The sequence below is a fragment of the Azospirillum oryzae genome, assembly GCF_008364795.1.
Taxonomy (GTDB): Bacteria; Pseudomonadota; Alphaproteobacteria; order Azospirillales; family Azospirillaceae; genus Azospirillum; species Azospirillum oryzae.
Genome location: NZ_VTTM01000002.1, coordinates 1,119,171 through 1,134,517, shown reverse-complemented (window position 1 = coordinate 1,134,517; position 15,347 = coordinate 1,119,171). Strand labels below are relative to the sequence as shown.

General features: G+C 67.5%; 12 protein-coding genes. 5 read left to right on the top strand and 7 right to left on the bottom strand.

The genetic code is table 11. The annotated features are described in order from the left end of the window. The first annotated feature begins 123 nt into the window (after positions 1-123). Complete coding sequence (gene typA / locus FZ938_RS11355) at positions 124-1,950, top strand: translational GTPase TypA (protein WP_149198565.1); 1,827 nt, start codon at positions 124-126, stop codon at positions 1,948-1,950. A 97-nt stretch (positions 1,951-2,047) separates the two neighbouring features. Further along, positions 2,048-3,721 carry an ABC transporter permease gene (locus FZ938_RS11350; protein WP_149198564.1) on the top strand — a complete coding sequence of 558 codons (1,674 nt, stop codon included), beginning with the start codon at positions 2,048-2,050 and terminating at the stop codon, positions 3,719-3,721. A 16-nt stretch (positions 3,722-3,737) separates the two neighbouring features. Here the strand turns inward: FZ938_RS11350 and FZ938_RS11345 are convergent, their stop codons facing one another. Further along, positions 3,738-5,636 carry a potassium/proton antiporter gene (locus tag FZ938_RS11345; RefSeq protein WP_149198563.1) on the bottom strand — a complete coding sequence of 633 codons (1,899 nt, stop codon included), beginning with the start codon at positions 5,634-5,636 and terminating at the stop codon, positions 3,738-3,740. A 119-nt stretch (positions 5,637-5,755) separates the two neighbouring features. Then, on the bottom strand, positions 5,756-6,262 hold the full coding sequence (locus tag FZ938_RS11340; protein WP_149198562.1) for an RT0821/Lpp0805 family surface protein: 507 nt from the start codon (positions 6,260-6,262) through the stop codon (positions 5,756-5,758). Positions 6,263-6,428: 166 nt separating this feature from the next. On the opposite strand from FZ938_RS11340, the gene FZ938_RS11335 reads away from it, so the two are divergent. Next, complete coding sequence (locus tag FZ938_RS11335) at positions 6,429-6,608, top strand: hypothetical protein (protein WP_246799005.1); 180 nt, start codon at positions 6,429-6,431, stop codon at positions 6,606-6,608. Between the two features lie 64 nt (positions 6,609-6,672). On the opposite strand, the gene FZ938_RS11330 is transcribed toward FZ938_RS11335, so the two are convergent. Beyond that, complete coding sequence (locus FZ938_RS11330; RefSeq protein WP_149198561.1) at positions 6,673-7,671, bottom strand: patatin-like phospholipase family protein; 999 nt, start codon at positions 7,669-7,671, stop codon at positions 6,673-6,675. 190 nt (positions 7,672-7,861) lie between these two features. On the opposite strand from FZ938_RS11330, the gene FZ938_RS11325 reads away from it, so the two are divergent. Beyond that, positions 7,862-9,649: an ABC transporter ATP-binding protein gene (locus FZ938_RS11325; protein ID WP_149198560.1), complete on the top strand. Its 1,788-nt coding sequence runs from the start codon at positions 7,862-7,864 to the stop codon at positions 9,647-9,649. A 42-nt stretch (positions 9,650-9,691) separates the two neighbouring features. Here the strand turns inward: FZ938_RS11325 and FZ938_RS11320 are convergent, their stop codons facing one another. The 3 genes from FZ938_RS11320 to FZ938_RS11310 all read right to left on the bottom strand — a co-directional run bounded on the left by FZ938_RS11320 (position 9,692) and on the right by FZ938_RS11310 (position 14,019). Further along, the gene (locus tag FZ938_RS11320) at positions 9,692-10,747 is read right to left on the bottom strand and encodes an ABC transporter ATP-binding protein (RefSeq protein ID WP_149198559.1); all 1,056 of its coding nucleotides are present in this window, start codon (positions 10,745-10,747) and stop codon (positions 9,692-9,694) included. A gap of 1 nt (position 10,748) precedes the next feature. Next, on the bottom strand, positions 10,749-11,771 hold the full coding sequence (locus FZ938_RS11315; protein WP_149198558.1) for a Fe(3+) ABC transporter substrate-binding protein: 1,023 nt from the start codon (positions 11,769-11,771) through the stop codon (positions 10,749-10,751). A gap of 97 nt (positions 11,772-11,868) precedes the next feature. Beyond that, positions 11,869-14,019: a putative bifunctional diguanylate cyclase/phosphodiesterase gene (locus FZ938_RS11310; RefSeq protein ID WP_149198557.1), complete on the bottom strand. Its 2,151-nt coding sequence runs from the start codon at positions 14,017-14,019 to the stop codon at positions 11,869-11,871. Between the two features lie 575 nt (positions 14,020-14,594). Here FZ938_RS11310 and FZ938_RS11305 point away from each other — a divergent pair. After that, positions 14,595-14,855 carry a hypothetical protein gene (locus FZ938_RS11305; RefSeq protein ID WP_149198556.1) on the top strand — a complete coding sequence of 87 codons (261 nt, stop codon included), beginning with the start codon at positions 14,595-14,597 and terminating at the stop codon, positions 14,853-14,855. Here FZ938_RS11305 and FZ938_RS11300 read toward each other — a convergent pair. After that, positions 14,827-15,168 carry a YnfA family protein gene (locus tag FZ938_RS11300; protein ID WP_149198555.1) on the bottom strand — a complete coding sequence of 114 codons (342 nt, stop codon included), beginning with the start codon at positions 15,166-15,168 and terminating at the stop codon, positions 14,827-14,829. The genes FZ938_RS11305 and FZ938_RS11300 overlap by 29 nt on opposite strands. Positions 15,169-15,347 lie beyond the last annotated feature (179 nt).

Here is a 15,347-nt window from a genome sequence, read left to right as displayed (position 1 = left end):
CATATATTGCGCCGCAACAGTTTCCCCGACAGCGCCCACGGATAAATGTTCGTTGGGCCTTTTTGTTGTTTGTGGCATGACGCTGCTGCGTGTCGGGGGTGCCATTGCGAGACCGAAGGCTCCATGAATCTCCGTAACGTCGCCATCATCGCCCACGTCGACCACGGCAAGACCACGCTGGTCGACCAACTCCTCAAGCAGGCCGGCTCGTTCCGCGAGAACCAGCAGGTGGCTGAGCGCGCCATGGACTCCAACGATCTGGAGCGCGAGCGCGGCATCACCATCCTGGCCAAGTGCACGTCCGTTCTGTGGAACGACCTGCGCATCAACATCGTCGACACCCCCGGCCACGCCGATTTCGGCGGCGAGGTGGAGCGCATCCTCTCCATGGTCGACGGCGTCGTCCTGCTCTGCGACGCGGCCGAAGGCCCGCTGCCGCAGACCAAGTTCGTGCTGGGCAAGGCCCTGAAGCTCGGCCTGCGCCCGATCGTCGTCATCAACAAGGTGGACCGCCCCGACGGCCGTCCGCACGAGGTGCATGACGAGGTGTTCGACCTGTTCGCCTCGCTCGACGCCTCGAACGAGCAGCTGGACTTCCCGACCCTGTTCGCCTCGGGCCGCAATGGCTGGGCGACCACGGACCTGGAGAACGGCGCCCGCGAGACGCTGACCCCGCTGTTCGAACTGATCCGCGACCATGTCCCGGCCCCGAAGGTCGAGGAAGACCTGCCCTTCACCATGCTGGCGACCACGCTGGAAGCGAACCCGTACCTGGGCCGCATCCTGACCGGCCGCATCCAGACGGGTTCGGTCAAGGTCAACATGTCCGTCAAGTCGATGAGCCGCGACGGCAAGCTGGTCGAGAACGCCCGCATCAGCAAGGTGCTGGCCTTCCGCGGCCTGGAGCGCGTTCCGGTGGAAGAGGCGCATGCCGGCGACATCGTCGCGCTGGCCGGCCTGACCAACACCACCGTGGCCGACACCATCTGCGCCCCGGAAGTCGCCGAGCCGCTGGCCGCCCAGCCGATCGACCCGCCGACCCTGGCGATGACCTTCTCGGTCAACGACAGCCCGCTGGCCGGCCGCGAGGGCGACAAGGTCACCAGCCGCATGATCCGCGACCGCCTGTTCCGCGAAGCGGAAGGCAACGTGGCTCTGCGCATCGCCGACACCGAGGGTGGCGACGCCTTCGAGGTGGCCGGCCGTGGCGAACTGCAGCTGGGCATCCTGATCGAGACCATGCGCCGCGAGGGGTATGAGCTGGCGATCAGCCGCCCGCGCGTGCTGTTCAAGACCGACCCGCTGAACGGCCAGCGCCTGGAGCCGATCGAGGAAGTCGTCGTCGACGTCGACGAGGAGTTCTCGGGCACCGTCGTCCAGAAGATGTCGGAGCGCAAGGCCGACCTGATCGAGATGCGCCCGAGCGGCGGCGGTAAGACCCGCATCGTCTTCCACGCCCCGTCGCGCGGCCTGATCGGCTATCAGGGCGAGTTCCTGACCGACACCCGCGGCACCGGCATCATGAACCGCCTGTTCCACGGCTACGCTCCCTTCAAGGGAGCCATCGCGGCGCGGCGCACCGGCGTGCTGATCTCCAACAGCGACGGCACCGCGGTGGCCTACGCCCTGTGGAACCTGGAAGACCGCGGCCCGATGCTGATCGATCCGGGCGTTCCGGTCTATCAGGGCATGATCATCGGCGAGCATACCCGCGGCAATGACCTTGAGGTCAACGTCATCAAGGGCAAGCAGCTGACGAACATCCGCACCACCAGCAAGGACGAGGCCGTTCGCCTGACCCCGCCGATCCAGATGACCCTGGAAAAGGCGCTGTCCTACATCTCCGACGACGAGCTGGTGGAAGTGACGCCGAAGTCGATCCGCCTGCGCAAGCGCTACCTCGACCCGAACGAGCGCAAGCGTCACCAGCGCGCCGCCGAAGCCAGCTGATAACGGCTCGCATATAGTGTAGAGTACCGGCGGCGTCTGCCCCCCACCAGGGAGCAGGCGCCGCCTTCTTTTTGTACGAATGACAGGATGTTTCCGCATGGCGATGGCGACCGACGCGAAGTCTCCCGGCTCCCCGTCCTTCTCTCCCCGCCAGCTATGGTCGCGTATCGGCCCGACCGGTCTGTTCGCCCTGATCCTCGCGCTGCTGATCGCCCTTCCGATCCTTGCCGTCTTCGTCCAGTCCGCCGGCGTCTCCACCGATCTGTGGGGGCACATGGCGCGGACGGTGCTTCCCGGCTACATCCTCAACACGCTGATCCTGCTGGGCATCGTCGGCGTCGTCACGCTGGTGACGGGCGTCGCCTGCGCCTGGACCGTCACCATGCACGACTTCCGCGGGCGAGGGGTCCTGCAATGGCTGCTGCTGTTGCCGCTGGCCATGCCGGCCTATGTGCTGGCCTACACCTACACCGACTTCCTGCAATATGCCGGGCCGCTGCAGTCCTTCCTGCGCGCCACCTTCGGCTGGCGGCGCGGCGACTACTGGTTTCCGGAGATCCACACCGCCTGGGGCGCCGGGCTGGTGCTGTCGTCGGTGCTGTACCCCTACGTCTATGTGCTGACCCGCGCCGCCTTCCTCGAACAGTCGGTTTGCGTGCTGGAAGCCAGCCGGACGCTGGGCTGCACCGCCTTCGGCGCTTTCCGCCGCGTGGCCCTGCCGCTGGCCCGCCCGGCGCTGGTGGCCGGCGTCGGCTATGCGCTGATGGAGACGCTGGCCGACTTCGGCGCCGTGCGCTATTTCGGCATCGATACCTTCACCGTCGGCATCTACCGCACCTGGTTCGCCCTGGGCGATCCCGCCTCGGCGGCGCAGTTGGCCGCCGTCCTGCTGCTGGTGGTGCTGGCGCTGGTCGGGTTGGAGCGGCTGTCGCGCGGCAGGATGCGTTTCCACCAGACCACCGGCCGCTACCGCGCCCTGCCCGCCCCGCGCCTGTCGACCCGCGGTACGGTGATGGCCTGGATCGTCTGCCTGACGCCGGTGCTGTTCGGTTTCCTGCTGCCGGGCGCGGTGCTGATCCGCATGATTCTGCGCGGCGGTACGGAGCTGACGCTCGCCCGCTTCACCGACCTGACGGTGAACACCTTCATCCTCGGCGCCAGCGGCGCGCTGCTGGTGGTCACGGTGGCACTGATGGTGATCCATGGCGTGCGCCACGACCGCAGCGGCTTCGCCACCGGCGCCGCGCGCCTCGCCTCGCTCGGATACGCCACGCCGGGCACGGTGATCGCCGTCGGCATTCTCATCACCGTCGGGATGACGCGCGATTGGACCGGCTGGCCGATGGGCGCCATCCTCGGCACCACCATCGCCGGCATCCTCTACGGCTATCTGATCCGCTTCTTCGTCGTCGCCTATGGGCCGCTGGAGTCCGGATTCGCCAAGATCGGCCCGAATCTGGAGGGCGCCGCCCGCTCGCTCGGCCACACGCCGTTGCAGGTGCTGCGCCGGGTCCATCTGCCGCTGCTGCGCCCCAGCCTACTCAGCGCCGCCATGCTGGTCTTCGTCGACATCACCAAGGAATTGCCGGCGACGATGATCCTGCGGCCTTTCAATTTCGACACGCTGGCAATCGAAGCCTTCCGCATGGCCTCCACCGAAAGGCTGGACGACGCCGCCCTGCCCGCCCTGGTGATCGTTCTGGTCGGGCTGGCGCCGGTCATCTATCTCAGCCGCACCATCGCCGCGTCGCGGCCGGGACACCGGGGGTAAGCTCCGGGGATCACGTTCAGGCGGCGTCGTTCCGGCTTTCCACCCGTTCCTCTCGCTGCGGTTCAGCCGGCGGCGGCAACGCCTCCGGCCGCCGTGCCCGCAGCTTCTCGCGTTCCTTCCAGCGCCGGAAGGCGTGTTCGTTCCACCACCCGCGCAGCCGCCCGCCGACATCGGCGATCCGCTGGTAGAGCGGCCGGCGCCGGCTGGTCACGCGGGCCGGTTCCAGCGCCATGCCGACGGAAGTGATGGTGTCATCCTCCATGTCGCGCACGATCAGCTCGACCCCGCCCATGCGCACCCGGTCGCCAAGTTCACAGGAGCCGCCGAACTCGTTGCGCAGCAGGTCCCTCAAGGTCAGCCGGGCATTCGGCAGCGACAGCGGCAGGCCGTACATCTCGGCGATCTGCTCCACCGTCGCATCGGGGCTCAGCACCAGATCGCCGTAGAACTCCCGGTCGTTCTGATCGAGCGCCCGGCTGCCGCCATAGAGCTTGTCGATCAGCGGCAGCCTGTGCTGCGGCGTGAACAGATAGACATGGTCGCCCGGCTGCAAGGGCTTCGCCTTGTGCAGCGGCACCACCGCGCCCGACCGGATGACCAGCGACGGCTTGGCCCAGCGCGGCATGCGCTGACCGCGCGCCGCCGGGCTTTTGCCATGGACGGTGTAGGCCACGAGTTCCTGATCGGCATTGCCGGGCAGCTCAAGTTCCACGCGCTCCACCGGGCCGCGGCGCGGCGGCACGATCAATTCCAGCGCCCGCGCCATGCTGCCGATGGTCCAGCCCTGCACCAGCAGCGAGACGACCACGACGACGAAGGCGGTGTTGAAGATCAGCTGGCCGTTCTCAAGCCCGCCCAACACCGGCACCAGCGCCAGCAGAAGCGACACCGCCCCGCGCAGGCCGACCCAGGCGATGAAGCTGGTCTCGCGCACGGAAAAGCGGAAGGGCAGCAGGCACATCCACACCGCGGCCGGACGGGCGACCAGGATCAGCACCGCCGCCACGCCCAGCGCCGGCAGGATCATGCCGGCGAACTCCCGCGGCGTGGCGAGCAGCCCCAGCATCACGAACATGACGATCTGGCTGAGCCAGGTCAGTCCGGAATGGAAACGCCGCAGTTCCAGCGCCCCGCGCAGCCTGACATTCCCGGCATAGAGCCCGGCGGCATAGACGGCCAGATAGCCGCTGCCACCCAGCACGTTGGTGACGGCGAAGATGAACAGGGCAAAGGTCAGCGTCACCACCGGGTTCAGCCCGGATTCGAAATTCGCCTTGTTGATGAAGGCCACCAGCAGCCAGCCGCCGGCCAGCCCCATCACCCCGCCGAGGGCGAAAGCAAGCACCAGTTCGCCGACGATGGCGGCGGGGGAGGCCAGACCGTGGGTCGCCGCCTCCACCAGCAGGATGGTCAGCATGATGGCGACCGGATCGTTGCTGCCCGATTCGATTTCCAGTGTGGAGCGGACGCGGTCGCGCAGGGTGATGCCGCCGACGCGCAGCAGGAAGAAAACCGCCGCCGCGTCGGTGGAACTGCAGGCCGCCCCCACCAGCAGCGCTTCGGTCCAATCCAGACCCAGCAGCCAATGGGCGGCGACCCCGACCACGCCGGTGGTCACCGCCACCCCCACCGTCGCCAGCGTCATCGCCGGCCACGCCGCCGCCTTGTAGCTGGCGAGCTTCGTATCGAACCCGCTCTCGAACAGGATCACCGCCAGCGCCATCGACCCGATCAGGAAGGCGGAGCCGGCATCATTGAAGGAGATCTGGCCGATCCCATCCTCTCCGGCCAGCAGGCCGATGCCGAGGAAGATCAACAGCAACGGCGCACCGACCCGCAAAGCGAGGTAGCTGGTCAGCACGCTGACGATCAACAGGGTGGATCCGATGAGGATGATGTAGCTGACCGCCTCCATATGCCCCGCACGCCGTTCGCATCAGGCCGCCATCCGGCGGAACTCCTTGATTTTGACGGCAACCTCCCACATCCGCAAGGCGTAGGACCCGGAGGCGGTCATTCGGATAGGCTGTACGCTTACGACATCAGCCTCCAGCTTCCGTCAGGCTGACGGCAGGCGGTGCCGCGCGCGACCTCGGTTTTGCCGTCGATCACGACCGTATGGTTGTAGTCGCGGCAGGTCTGGCCGTTGCTGTCCTGATAGGTCTTCACCGGCTGGATGGTGCCGCTGTTGCCGGATTGCGGGTTGTTCCAGGTGATGGTCTGGTTGTTGGCGACCGCCCGCTCCTCCGCGTCCGACGCGCGGTTCTGATCGGCGGCGGTGAAATGGCGGGCCAGTTGCTGGCCGGCATAGGCGCCCACCAGCGTGCCGATGGCGGTGGTCGCCAGCTTGCCCGCCCCGCCGCCGAAGCGGGAGCCGAGCAGCCCGCCGGCCACGGCGCCGCCCAGCGTGCCGACGGTCTCCGACGTGTTCATTCCGCCGATGCCGCCGATGCCGCCGTTGGGGTTCTGGCAAGCGGCCAGCGACAAGGCCGCGGTGGCGGCCAGAGCGGTGGTGCGCAAATGGTTGGTGATCGACCGCATGGTTGTTCCCCCGATTGAACGTTGCACGGTTAAAGTCCGGTCAACGCTTGAAAGGGGAAGTGGTTCCGCCCGAAAGTATCAAAACGGAAAGATCAGGGGGCGATGGAAGCAAAATGCGCTTCCGCGTGTTTAGACTCCGAACAGTCAACACGAGGAGGGTTGCATGATGTCCCGTTTGCGTCTGATCGGTGCGGTGTTCGCGCTTCTTTCCGTCACTGCCTGCTCGACTGGCGGCGTGGTCGGCGGTGCGGCCGGTGCGGCCGGCGGTTACGCGGTGGACGGCACCCGCGGCGCCGTGATCGGCGGCCTGGGCGGTGCGGCGCTGGGCACCGCAATCGACCACTAAGGCCATCAATCGCCAAGTTCGGCCGCCAAGCAAGACCACTAGGCAAGACCGCCAAGCAAGGCAATCAGTCCCGCCCCTGCCCGCGCATCGATTCGCGCGGGCCGGTGGCGAAGACGGCCAGCGCGTCGTGCAGGTCCGGCAGGACACGCTCCACCGCCGCCTCACCCTCGCGGATGCAGTCGTCGGCACGGTCGAACTCGGTCAGGCCGATATGGCCCAGCCGCGGCACGATGTGGACGTCCGGCGGGTCGCCGGCCAGCCGCGACCGGGTGATGCGGTCGGTGACGATGCCCAGCGACGAGACCATCACGCCGAACAGGCTCGGCCCATCATAGTCGCGGCGGAAGATGCGGCGCGTCAGGGCGCCGATCCCGCTGAACGGGCGCTGGCCCGGCGCCTCGTCCTCCACCAGCTTCAGCAGGTCGAAACCGGCGGCGGTCGGCACGCTGGCGCCCGGCTTTCGCGCCTTGCCCAGGATATCGCCGGACAGGTTGACGGCAATCACCATCTGCGCGCCCAATGCCCGGCAGGCCGACACCGGCACCGGGTTGACCAGCGCGCCGTCGATCATCCATCTCCCGTCGATGGACACCGGCGGAAACACACCCGGCAGCGAGAAGGACGCCCGCATGGCATCGACCAGTTCGCCCCGCTGCAGCCACACCTCGTGGCCGGTCACCAGATCGGTGGTGACGGCGGCATAGGGGCAAGGCAGTTCCTCGATCCGCACGTCGCCCAGATGCAGGCGCAGCTCCGCCAGCAACCGGTCGCCGCCGATCAGCCCGCCGCCCTGGCGCAGTCGCAAATCCAGATAGCCGACGATCTTCATCCGGGTCAGCGTGCGCACCCACTCTTCCAGCGTGTCGAGCTTTCCCGCCAAATGGACGCCGCCGACCAGCGCCCCGACCGACGAGCCGCAGACGATGTCGGCCTCGATCCCATAGCGCTTCAGCGCCCGCAGCACGCCGATATGCGCCCAGCCGCGCGCCACCCCACCGCCCAGCGCAAGACCGATGCGCGGACGCCGCGCACCGGTGCCATTGAGGCCAATTCCGTTCGGCATGGGCGCTCCCCCTTCCCCCGGCGACGCGATGTTCGCCGCCCCGATCATCGGCAGCTTCCCACGGAACCGGTAAAGGAAGCCTGTACCCAGCACGGGTGCCGCCGCGTCGACCGGTGGACAAAGCCGAAGCCCATGGGCTAAGCCATCCCCATCGGACAAGAGCCCATCGGACAAGAGATCGGATGCGACCGTGACGAACAAGAGCGGCAAGCCCCTGCGCCTGGATGCGGCGACCGAACGGCTGGCGGCCCGGATGTGGCGCGAGTGGGTGCGCCCCTATCGCGGCAAGCTGTTGCTGTCCTTCCTGCTGATGGCGATCGTGGCGGCGGCCACCGGTGCCTATCCGCTGCTGATCGACCGCTCCTATGCCATGTTCTCCGCCCAGGATCGCGGCATGCTGCTGGCGATCCCGCTGGCGATCATCGCGGTGACCGTCATCAAGGGCGTGTCGCTCTATTCCCAGACCGTGGTGACCAGCGACATCGTCCAGCGCGTCATCGCCGACGTCAGGCTGGCGATGTTCACGCACCTGCAGGCCGCCGACATGGCGCAGTTGCACGCCACCCCGACCGGGGCGCTGACCTCGCGCTTCATCAACGACGTCGACCTGATCCGCAACGCGCTGACCCGCACGCTGACCGGGCTTGTGCGCGACATCCTGACGGTGATCGCGCTGGTCGGGTCGATGTTCTATCTGGACTGGCTGCTGTCGCTGATCGTCTTCATCATCTATCCCATCGCCGCCGTGCCCATCGTGCGGATCGGCAAGCGACTGCGCCGCGTCTCCCGCGATACCCAGGCGCAGATGGGCGACATGACCTCGCTGCTGACCGAAAGCCTGTCGGGCGCGCGCATGGTCAAGACCTATAATCTGGAAGACTATGAGCGCGCCCGCGCCGGCCGCGCCTTCCACGAGAACTACCAGCTGACCATGAAGGCGGTGCGCGCCCGCTCGCGCATCGACCCGATGATGGAGGTGCTGGGCGGCGTCGCGGTGGCGGGGGTGATCGCCTTCGCCGGCTACCGCATGACGCTGGGCGAGGGCTCGGTCGGCGCCTTCTCCGGCTTCGTCGGCGCACTGCTGATGGCGGCCCAGCCGGTGCGCGCCATCGGCACGCTGAACGCCGCCCTGCAGGAAGGCATGGCCGCCGCCCAGCGCATCTTCGAACTGCTGGACCAGCAGCCGACCATTGTCGAGCAGCCGGGCGCCAAGCCGCTGTCGGTTACCAAGGGCGCGGTCGCGCTCCGCGGCGTCCGCTTCTTCTACGAGACCGGGGCCGACACGCTGAAAGGCATCGACCTGGATGTGCCGGCCGGCAGCACGGTGGCGCTGGTCGGGCGCAGCGGCGCCGGCAAATCGACGGTGTTCAACCTGATCCCGCGCCTCTACGACGTGACGGGGGGAGAGGTGCTGATCGACGGCCAGGATGTGCGCGGCGCCACCCTGCGCAGCCTGCGCGGCGCGGTCTCCATCGTCAGCCAGGATACGGTGCTGTTCAACGACACGGTGAGGGCGAACATCTGCTTCGGCCGCCTCGACGCCGGGATGGACGACGTGATCGCCGCCGCAAAGGCCGCCGCCGCGCATGACTTCATCTCGAAGCTGCCGGAGGGTTACGACACGGTGATCGGCGACCGCGGCGTCAAGCTGTCGGGCGGCGAACGCCAGCGTCTGGCGTTGGCCCGCGCCTTCCTGAAGGATGCGCCGATCCTGCTGCTCGACGAGGCGACCAGCGCCCTGGACAGCGAGTCCGAACGACTGGTTCAGGCGGCGCTGGAACGGTTGACGGCGGGTCGCACCACGCTGGTGATCGCCCATCGTCTGGCGACCGTCCGCAATGCAGACCATATCGTGGTTATGGAAGGCGGTCGCATCATCGAACAGGGCACGCACGAGGCGCTGCTGGCCGCCGACGGCGCCTATGCGCGGCTGTGCCGGCTGCAGTTCGGCGAGGATGAGGTGCGGGCGGGGGCGTGAGATGGTCGTGTGGGGGTCTTGCCTCGCAAGAATCCCCGCCCCTCACCCCGCCGGAAACACCATCACCCGCTCGGCCGCCATGGCGGCGGACAGCTCCTCACCGGCGCGGACATTGACATGCCCCGGCAGGCGCGCATGGACCTCCGAGCCACCGAGGTCCAGGCAAACCCGCGTCGCCGGTCCCAGGAAGCTGGAATGCCGCACCCGCACCGGCACCGCATCGGGCCGGGCGCCCAGCGGCACCAGCTCCAAATCCTCCACCCGACAGGCGACCTCGACCTTGGTTCCGCCGGGCAGGCCGGGCGCCATGACCCGGCCGAGCGGCGTGACAATGTGCCCGTCGCGCACCGTTGCCTCGAAGCGGTTCACCTCGCCGAACAGGCGGGCGACGAAGCTGTTGGCCGGGCGCTGGTAGAGGTTCACCGGCGTGTCGGCCTGGACGACGCGTCCGGCCTCCATCACCACCACGCGGTTGCCCATCTCCATCGCCTCTTCCGGATCATGGGTGACGACGATGGTGGCGATGCCGCTGGCGCGGATGATCCGCACCACCTCCTCCCGCACCGATCGGCGGAGCTGTTCGTCCAGCGCCGAGAAAGGCTCGTCCAGAAGCAGGACCTTGGGGTCGCGCGCCATGGCGCGGGCCAGCGCCACCCGCTGCTGCTGGCCGCCCGACAGGGTGTGCGGGTAGGCGTCGGCATAGCGGGTCAGCGCCATGGTCTCCAGCAACTCATTCACCCGCCGCATGCGTTCGGCGCGCGGACGGTCGGTCTGGCCGAAGGCGATGTTGCCCGCCACCGTCAGGTGCGGGAACAGCGCGAAGTCCTGGAACATCATGCCGACCGGCCGCCTTTCCGGCGGCAGAGACCGGCCCGCGGTGGCGAGCTGCTGCCCCTCCACCGCGATCTCGCCCTTCTGGACCGATTCAAGCCCGCTGATCAGGCGCAAGAGGGTCGACTTGCCGCAACCCGACGGGCCGACGATGCACACCACCTCGCGCGGGGCGACCGACAGCGATACGCCGTCGACCGCGGTCAGTTGCCCGTATCGGTGGGTGATGCCGGAGAGGATGACGGAAGGGGCGAGGGTGTCGGTCATCTTACTTCCAGCCGGCACGGTCCATGATGCGCAGCGCCTGCGGCGTGTGGGCGGCGAAGGAGGCGGCATTCACCTCGGCCGCCTTGAAGCTGCCGAGCTTCACCAGTTCCGGATGCGGCTGGACCGCCGGGTTGACCGGATACTCCATGTTGCCGTCGGCGAACTGGCGCTGCGCCTCCGGGCTCAGCAGATATTCCAGCAGCTTGCGGGCATTCTCCTGGTTCCTGGAGGTCTTCACCACGCCGGCGCCGCTGAGGTTCACATGGGTGCCGCGGTTGCCCTGGTTGGGGAAGATGACGCCGACCTTCGCCGCGGTCTCGCGGTCCTCCTGCTTGGCCGAGGTGATCATCTTGCCGACATAATAGGTGTTGGCGATGGCGACGTCGCCCTCGCCCACCGCGACCGCCTTGATCTGGTCGGTGTCGCCGCCCTGCGGCGGACGCGCGAGGTTGGCGACGAGGCCCTTCACCCACTCCTCCGTCTTCTCCTCGCCCAGCGCTTCGATCATCGAGGCGGTCAGGGCGAGGCTGTAGGGATGGGTGCCGCTGCGGGTCAGGACGCGGTGCTTCCACTCCGGCTTGGCGAGATCCTCGTAATCCTTGATCTGCTCCGGCTTCACCCGGTCGCGGGCATAGACGATGATGCGGGCGCGGCTCGACAGGCCCCACCAAGCCCCTGCCTGGTCGCGCAGGTTGGCCGGAACCTTGATCGCCTCCAGTTCCGGCGAGGTGACCGGGGCAAGCAGCCCTTCCTTGGCCGCGGCGGCCAGACGGCCGGCATCCACGGTGATGAACAGGTCGGCCGGGCTGCTGGGGCCTTCCGACTTCATGCGCTGGATCAGTTCATCATGGTTGCCTTCGATGATGTTGACCTTGATTCCGGTCGACTTCGTGAAGGTTTCATAGATCGCGCGGTCGGTGTTGTAATGACGCGAGTTGTAGACATTGACTTCCTGCGCCTGGACCGAAAAGGCGGTCAAGGCACCGACGGCAAAAGCGACACCAGCGATCTTGTCGATGAACATCCATCACTCCCGGACTGCGAATGGCTCTCAATTCCGTGAGAATGGATATCAGTTGCAGCTGGCGCTGTCGAGACAGGATTCGCCCCAAGTCGAGGGATCAGGCGATCGCAGGTGCGGCTTGGGAGCGCACCATGTCGGCCAGCGCCTCGGGCGGCATCGGGCGGCCGAACAGATAGCCCTGCATCAGGTCGCAGCCGACCGACACCAGGAAATCGCGTTGCTCCGCCGTCTCCACCCCCTCCGCCACCGTGGTCAGGCCCAGGCCGTGCGCCATGCCGACGGCGGCGCGGACCAACGCGTTGCTCTTGGGGTTCTCCGGCACGTCGATGACGAAGGCACGGTCGATCTTCAGCTTCGCCACCGGCAACTGCTGCACATAGCTGAGAGAGGAATAGCCGGAACCGAAATCGTCGATGGCCGCCTGGATGCCCAGGTCGGCCAGTTCGCCCAACGTCCGCACCGCCACCTTCAGGTCGCGCACCGCCGCCTGTTCGGTGATCTCCAGGCCGAGATGGCTGCGCAGCGACGGATGCTCGCCCAGCAACTCCTCCAGCCGGAGGGTCAGGTTGCCGCGCAGGAACTGCTGGCCGGAGATGTTGAGGAAGACGCGGTCGGGCAGCACGCCATCCGCCTCCCAGACCGCCATCTGTGCGACCGCGGTGGACAGTACCCAGTCGGTGATCGGCACGATCAGGCCGCTTTCCTCCGCGACCGGGATGAACTCGCCGGGCGAAACCGGTCCCAAGGCATGATGTTCCCAGCGCAGCAACGCTTCCGCCGACCGGACCTGTCCGGCCTTGTCGACGATGGGCTGGTAGACGAGGCGCAGCTCGTTGCGCTCGATGGCGTGGGTCAGATGCATGGTGAGCAGCATCCGCCGGGTCGCCGCCGCCGCCATTTCCGGCGTGTAGAAGCAGACGGCGTTGCCGCCGTTGTGCTGCACCGCCTGCAGCGCCAGCTTGGCCTTGGCGTTCAGGTCTTCCAGCGTGCTGACCGTATCGTCCTGCACCGCGGCACCGACCGACAGCCGCAGCCGCACCCAATGCCGGTCGGCGTAGATCGACGCGGTCAGCCGGTCGTGCAGCACGCCGGCCAGCGTACGCGCGTGGTCGGCGTCGGTCACCCGTGACAGCGCTGCGAATTCATCGGCGGCGATGCGGCAGATGATCGTGTTGGGCGGCAGCACTTCCGTCACGCGGCTGACCATCGCCTTCAGCGCGGCGTCGCCGACATGGAAGCCGAAGGCCTCGTTCACGTCGCTGAACTGGTCGACGTCGAGCGAGAACAGGGCGAACAGGCTTCCACCCGCCGCCGCGTCTCCCCCTTCCGCACGGCTGCCGGCGAACAGCGCCTCGCACTCCTCGAGGAAGGCGGTGCGGGTCAGGACACCGGTCAGGGGATCGTGCCGCGCGAGGTAGGAGGCGCGCTGCTCCGCCGCGAGGCGTTCGGAGATGTCGCGGATGATGCCGACGAAGGTCACATCCTCGCCCAGCCGTGCCTGGCCGACGCTGAGATGGATCGGGAATACCGTGCCGTCCTTGCGCTGACCCAGCGTTTCGCGTCCGATGCCGATGATCTTCGCCCTGTCGGTCCGCATATAGGTGTCGACGTAGCGGCCGTGGTCACGCGAAAAGGGCGGCGGCATCAGGATCGACATGTTCCGCCCGACCAGTTCACCGTCCTCATAGCCGAACAGGCGGCAGCAGGCGCGGTTGATGGAACGGATGATGCCGGTGCGGTCCGAGACGATGATGCCGTCCACCGCCGCATCCAGCAGGGTCGCGATGAAGGAATCCCGGCAGGTCACGAATTCCGCGATGCGGTCGGGGTCGCCGGTGAGGTGAAAGGTGCCGAGATAGCCGACAGTCGCACCGGCGGCATCGCGATGGACGATCACGCTGCCGCTGAGGATCGAGCGCCGGCCGTCGCAATCGACCGTCGGGCAATCGACCGGCGCGAAAGTCTGCACCGGCGATCCGTCCAGCGTCGCGACGGCCGCGGCCAACGCCGCGGTCACGGGATGGTCGATGCCGGTCAGCGCCTGGCCGATCAGATCCGCCGGCAAGCGGTCCAGAACCGCGGCGAAATGCGGATCGGCATGGCGGCACAGGCCGTCACGGTCCAGATAGACCAGTGCCATCCCGCCGTCGTCCAGCAGGCTGGCGGCCAAAGAGGCCAGAAAGGCGGGATCACGCGGCATCGCGGCGGCTTTCGCCCCGCTGGAACCGCTGCTTTCGGAACCGTTCATCTGATCCGCCGGTTGTAGGTCCACGAAACGATCCGCATTTTTCCACTCCGGCCGAAAGGCCGGCCTGATGATGCACCGACGGCCGCCCGGCGCCTGAATCGGATACCCGACGGAGGTATTATGACCCCGTCCGGCTTGATTTCCAACGCCAAGCAATCCCGCAAATGCCAAACATTTGCGCAATCCGTTGCCCGTGATGCATTCGCACTCTAACGGTTAGAGTCCGATACGCGATTGACATGGTTCAATGCGCGGCACCGTTCCCGGAATAAACGGCCGCGCCCGGCAGCACCACTACAGCTTTTGCGCGTGTGGTCTGCGACAATTCAGTGGCATCCGCCGCAACGGACTGGACCTGCGGCGGTATTGGCCCCAGGATTCTCTCCACACATTCCCCGCACGGGAAGCAATTCGCCTAACAGCCCGCGATGGAGGAATAAACCGGACGTCCCAGGCGTTTGTCCGACAATGGCCGCAGCCACAGGCGTGAACCACCAGCGTCACGCCGGGTGCTGCCGTCGCTTCGGGTCCGCCAACGGTCCGCGGTTCAAGAAATCGATTGGGAGCATTCAGACATGACCAACGCATTCAGCCAGATCAGCCACGCCGATGGCCGTGCGTACTACCAGGGCACCCCGCTGTCCCTGGCCGATGCGCAGATCATGCTCAACGACGACATCCTCCGCCGGACCGTGCGCGTCGGCGCCTATCTGCGGGTGGACGACGCCGGCCGCCTCGTTCTGGTGAACGGCCCTGCCCTGAGGCGCTCGATCAGCCGGCCGGTTCCGCCCAATCTGTCGCCGACCTTCACCCCCCGCGCGGGCCGGCAAGAATAAGCCCCGCCCCGGCCAGACAGACCAGTGCGCCGGCCGCGTCCCAGCGGTCCGGCCGCACGCCCTCGACCAGCCAGAGCCACAGCAGCGACGCCGCGATGTAGACACCGCCATAGGCGGCATAGGCCCGCCCGGCGAAGTCGGCGTCGGCCCGTGTCAGAAGCCACGCGAACAGGCAGAGGCTCGCGACTCCGGGCATCGCCCACCATGCGCTCCGCCCCAGCCGTATCCAGGCCCAGAAGGCGAAGCAGCCGGCGATCTCCGCCAGTGCGGCCGCTCCATACACGGCCAGTGTCGCCCCCAGCGCCCGCGCCATCCTGCCCCCGTTTCTTCCCCGTCATCGACCGGGCCGATGCTGCCCATCGCCGATTGCCGCGTCAATGCGTTGGGCGCCGGTGAATTGCGCCACAGCTCGTTTCAATTTGCCGCCGCAATATTACAGAGCATTCATGGACTTCATCAGGGGTGCGGCATAAATTCGCGAAGAACGGAGGC

Bases quoted from the DNA above. Each gene is read 5' to 3' on its own strand.
- typA (WP_149198565.1), top strand. From the start codon at position 124: ATGAATCTCCGTAACGTCGCCATCATCGCCCACGTCGACCACGGCAAG.
- FZ938_RS11350 (WP_149198564.1), top strand. From the start codon at position 2,048: ATGGCGATGGCGACCGACGCGAAGTCTCCCGGCTCCCCGTCCTTCTCT.
- FZ938_RS11345 (WP_149198563.1), bottom strand. From the start codon at position 5,636: ATGGAGGCGGTCAGCTACATCATCCTCATCGGATCCACCCTGTTGATC.
- FZ938_RS11340 (WP_149198562.1), bottom strand. From the start codon at position 6,262: ATGCGGTCGATCACCAACCATTTGCGCACCACCGCTCTGGCCGCCACC.
- FZ938_RS11335 (WP_246799005.1), top strand. From the start codon at position 6,429: ATGTCCCGTTTGCGTCTGATCGGTGCGGTGTTCGCGCTTCTTTCCGTC.
- FZ938_RS11330 (WP_149198561.1), bottom strand. From the start codon at position 7,671: ATGCCGAACGGAATTGGCCTCAATGGCACCGGTGCGCGGCGTCCGCGC.
- FZ938_RS11320 (WP_149198559.1), bottom strand. From the start codon at position 10,747: ATGACCGACACCCTCGCCCCTTCCGTCATCCTCTCCGGCATCACCCAC.
- FZ938_RS11315 (WP_149198558.1), bottom strand. From the start codon at position 11,771: ATGTTCATCGACAAGATCGCTGGTGTCGCTTTTGCCGTCGGTGCCTTG.
- FZ938_RS11310 (WP_149198557.1), bottom strand. From the start codon at position 14,019: ATGAACGGTTCCGAAAGCAGCGGTTCCAGCGGGGCGAAAGCCGCCGCG.
- FZ938_RS11305 (WP_149198556.1), top strand. From the start codon at position 14,595: ATGACCAACGCATTCAGCCAGATCAGCCACGCCGATGGCCGTGCGTAC.
- FZ938_RS11300 (WP_149198555.1), bottom strand. From the start codon at position 15,168: ATGGCGCGGGCGCTGGGGGCGACACTGGCCGTGTATGGAGCGGCCGCA.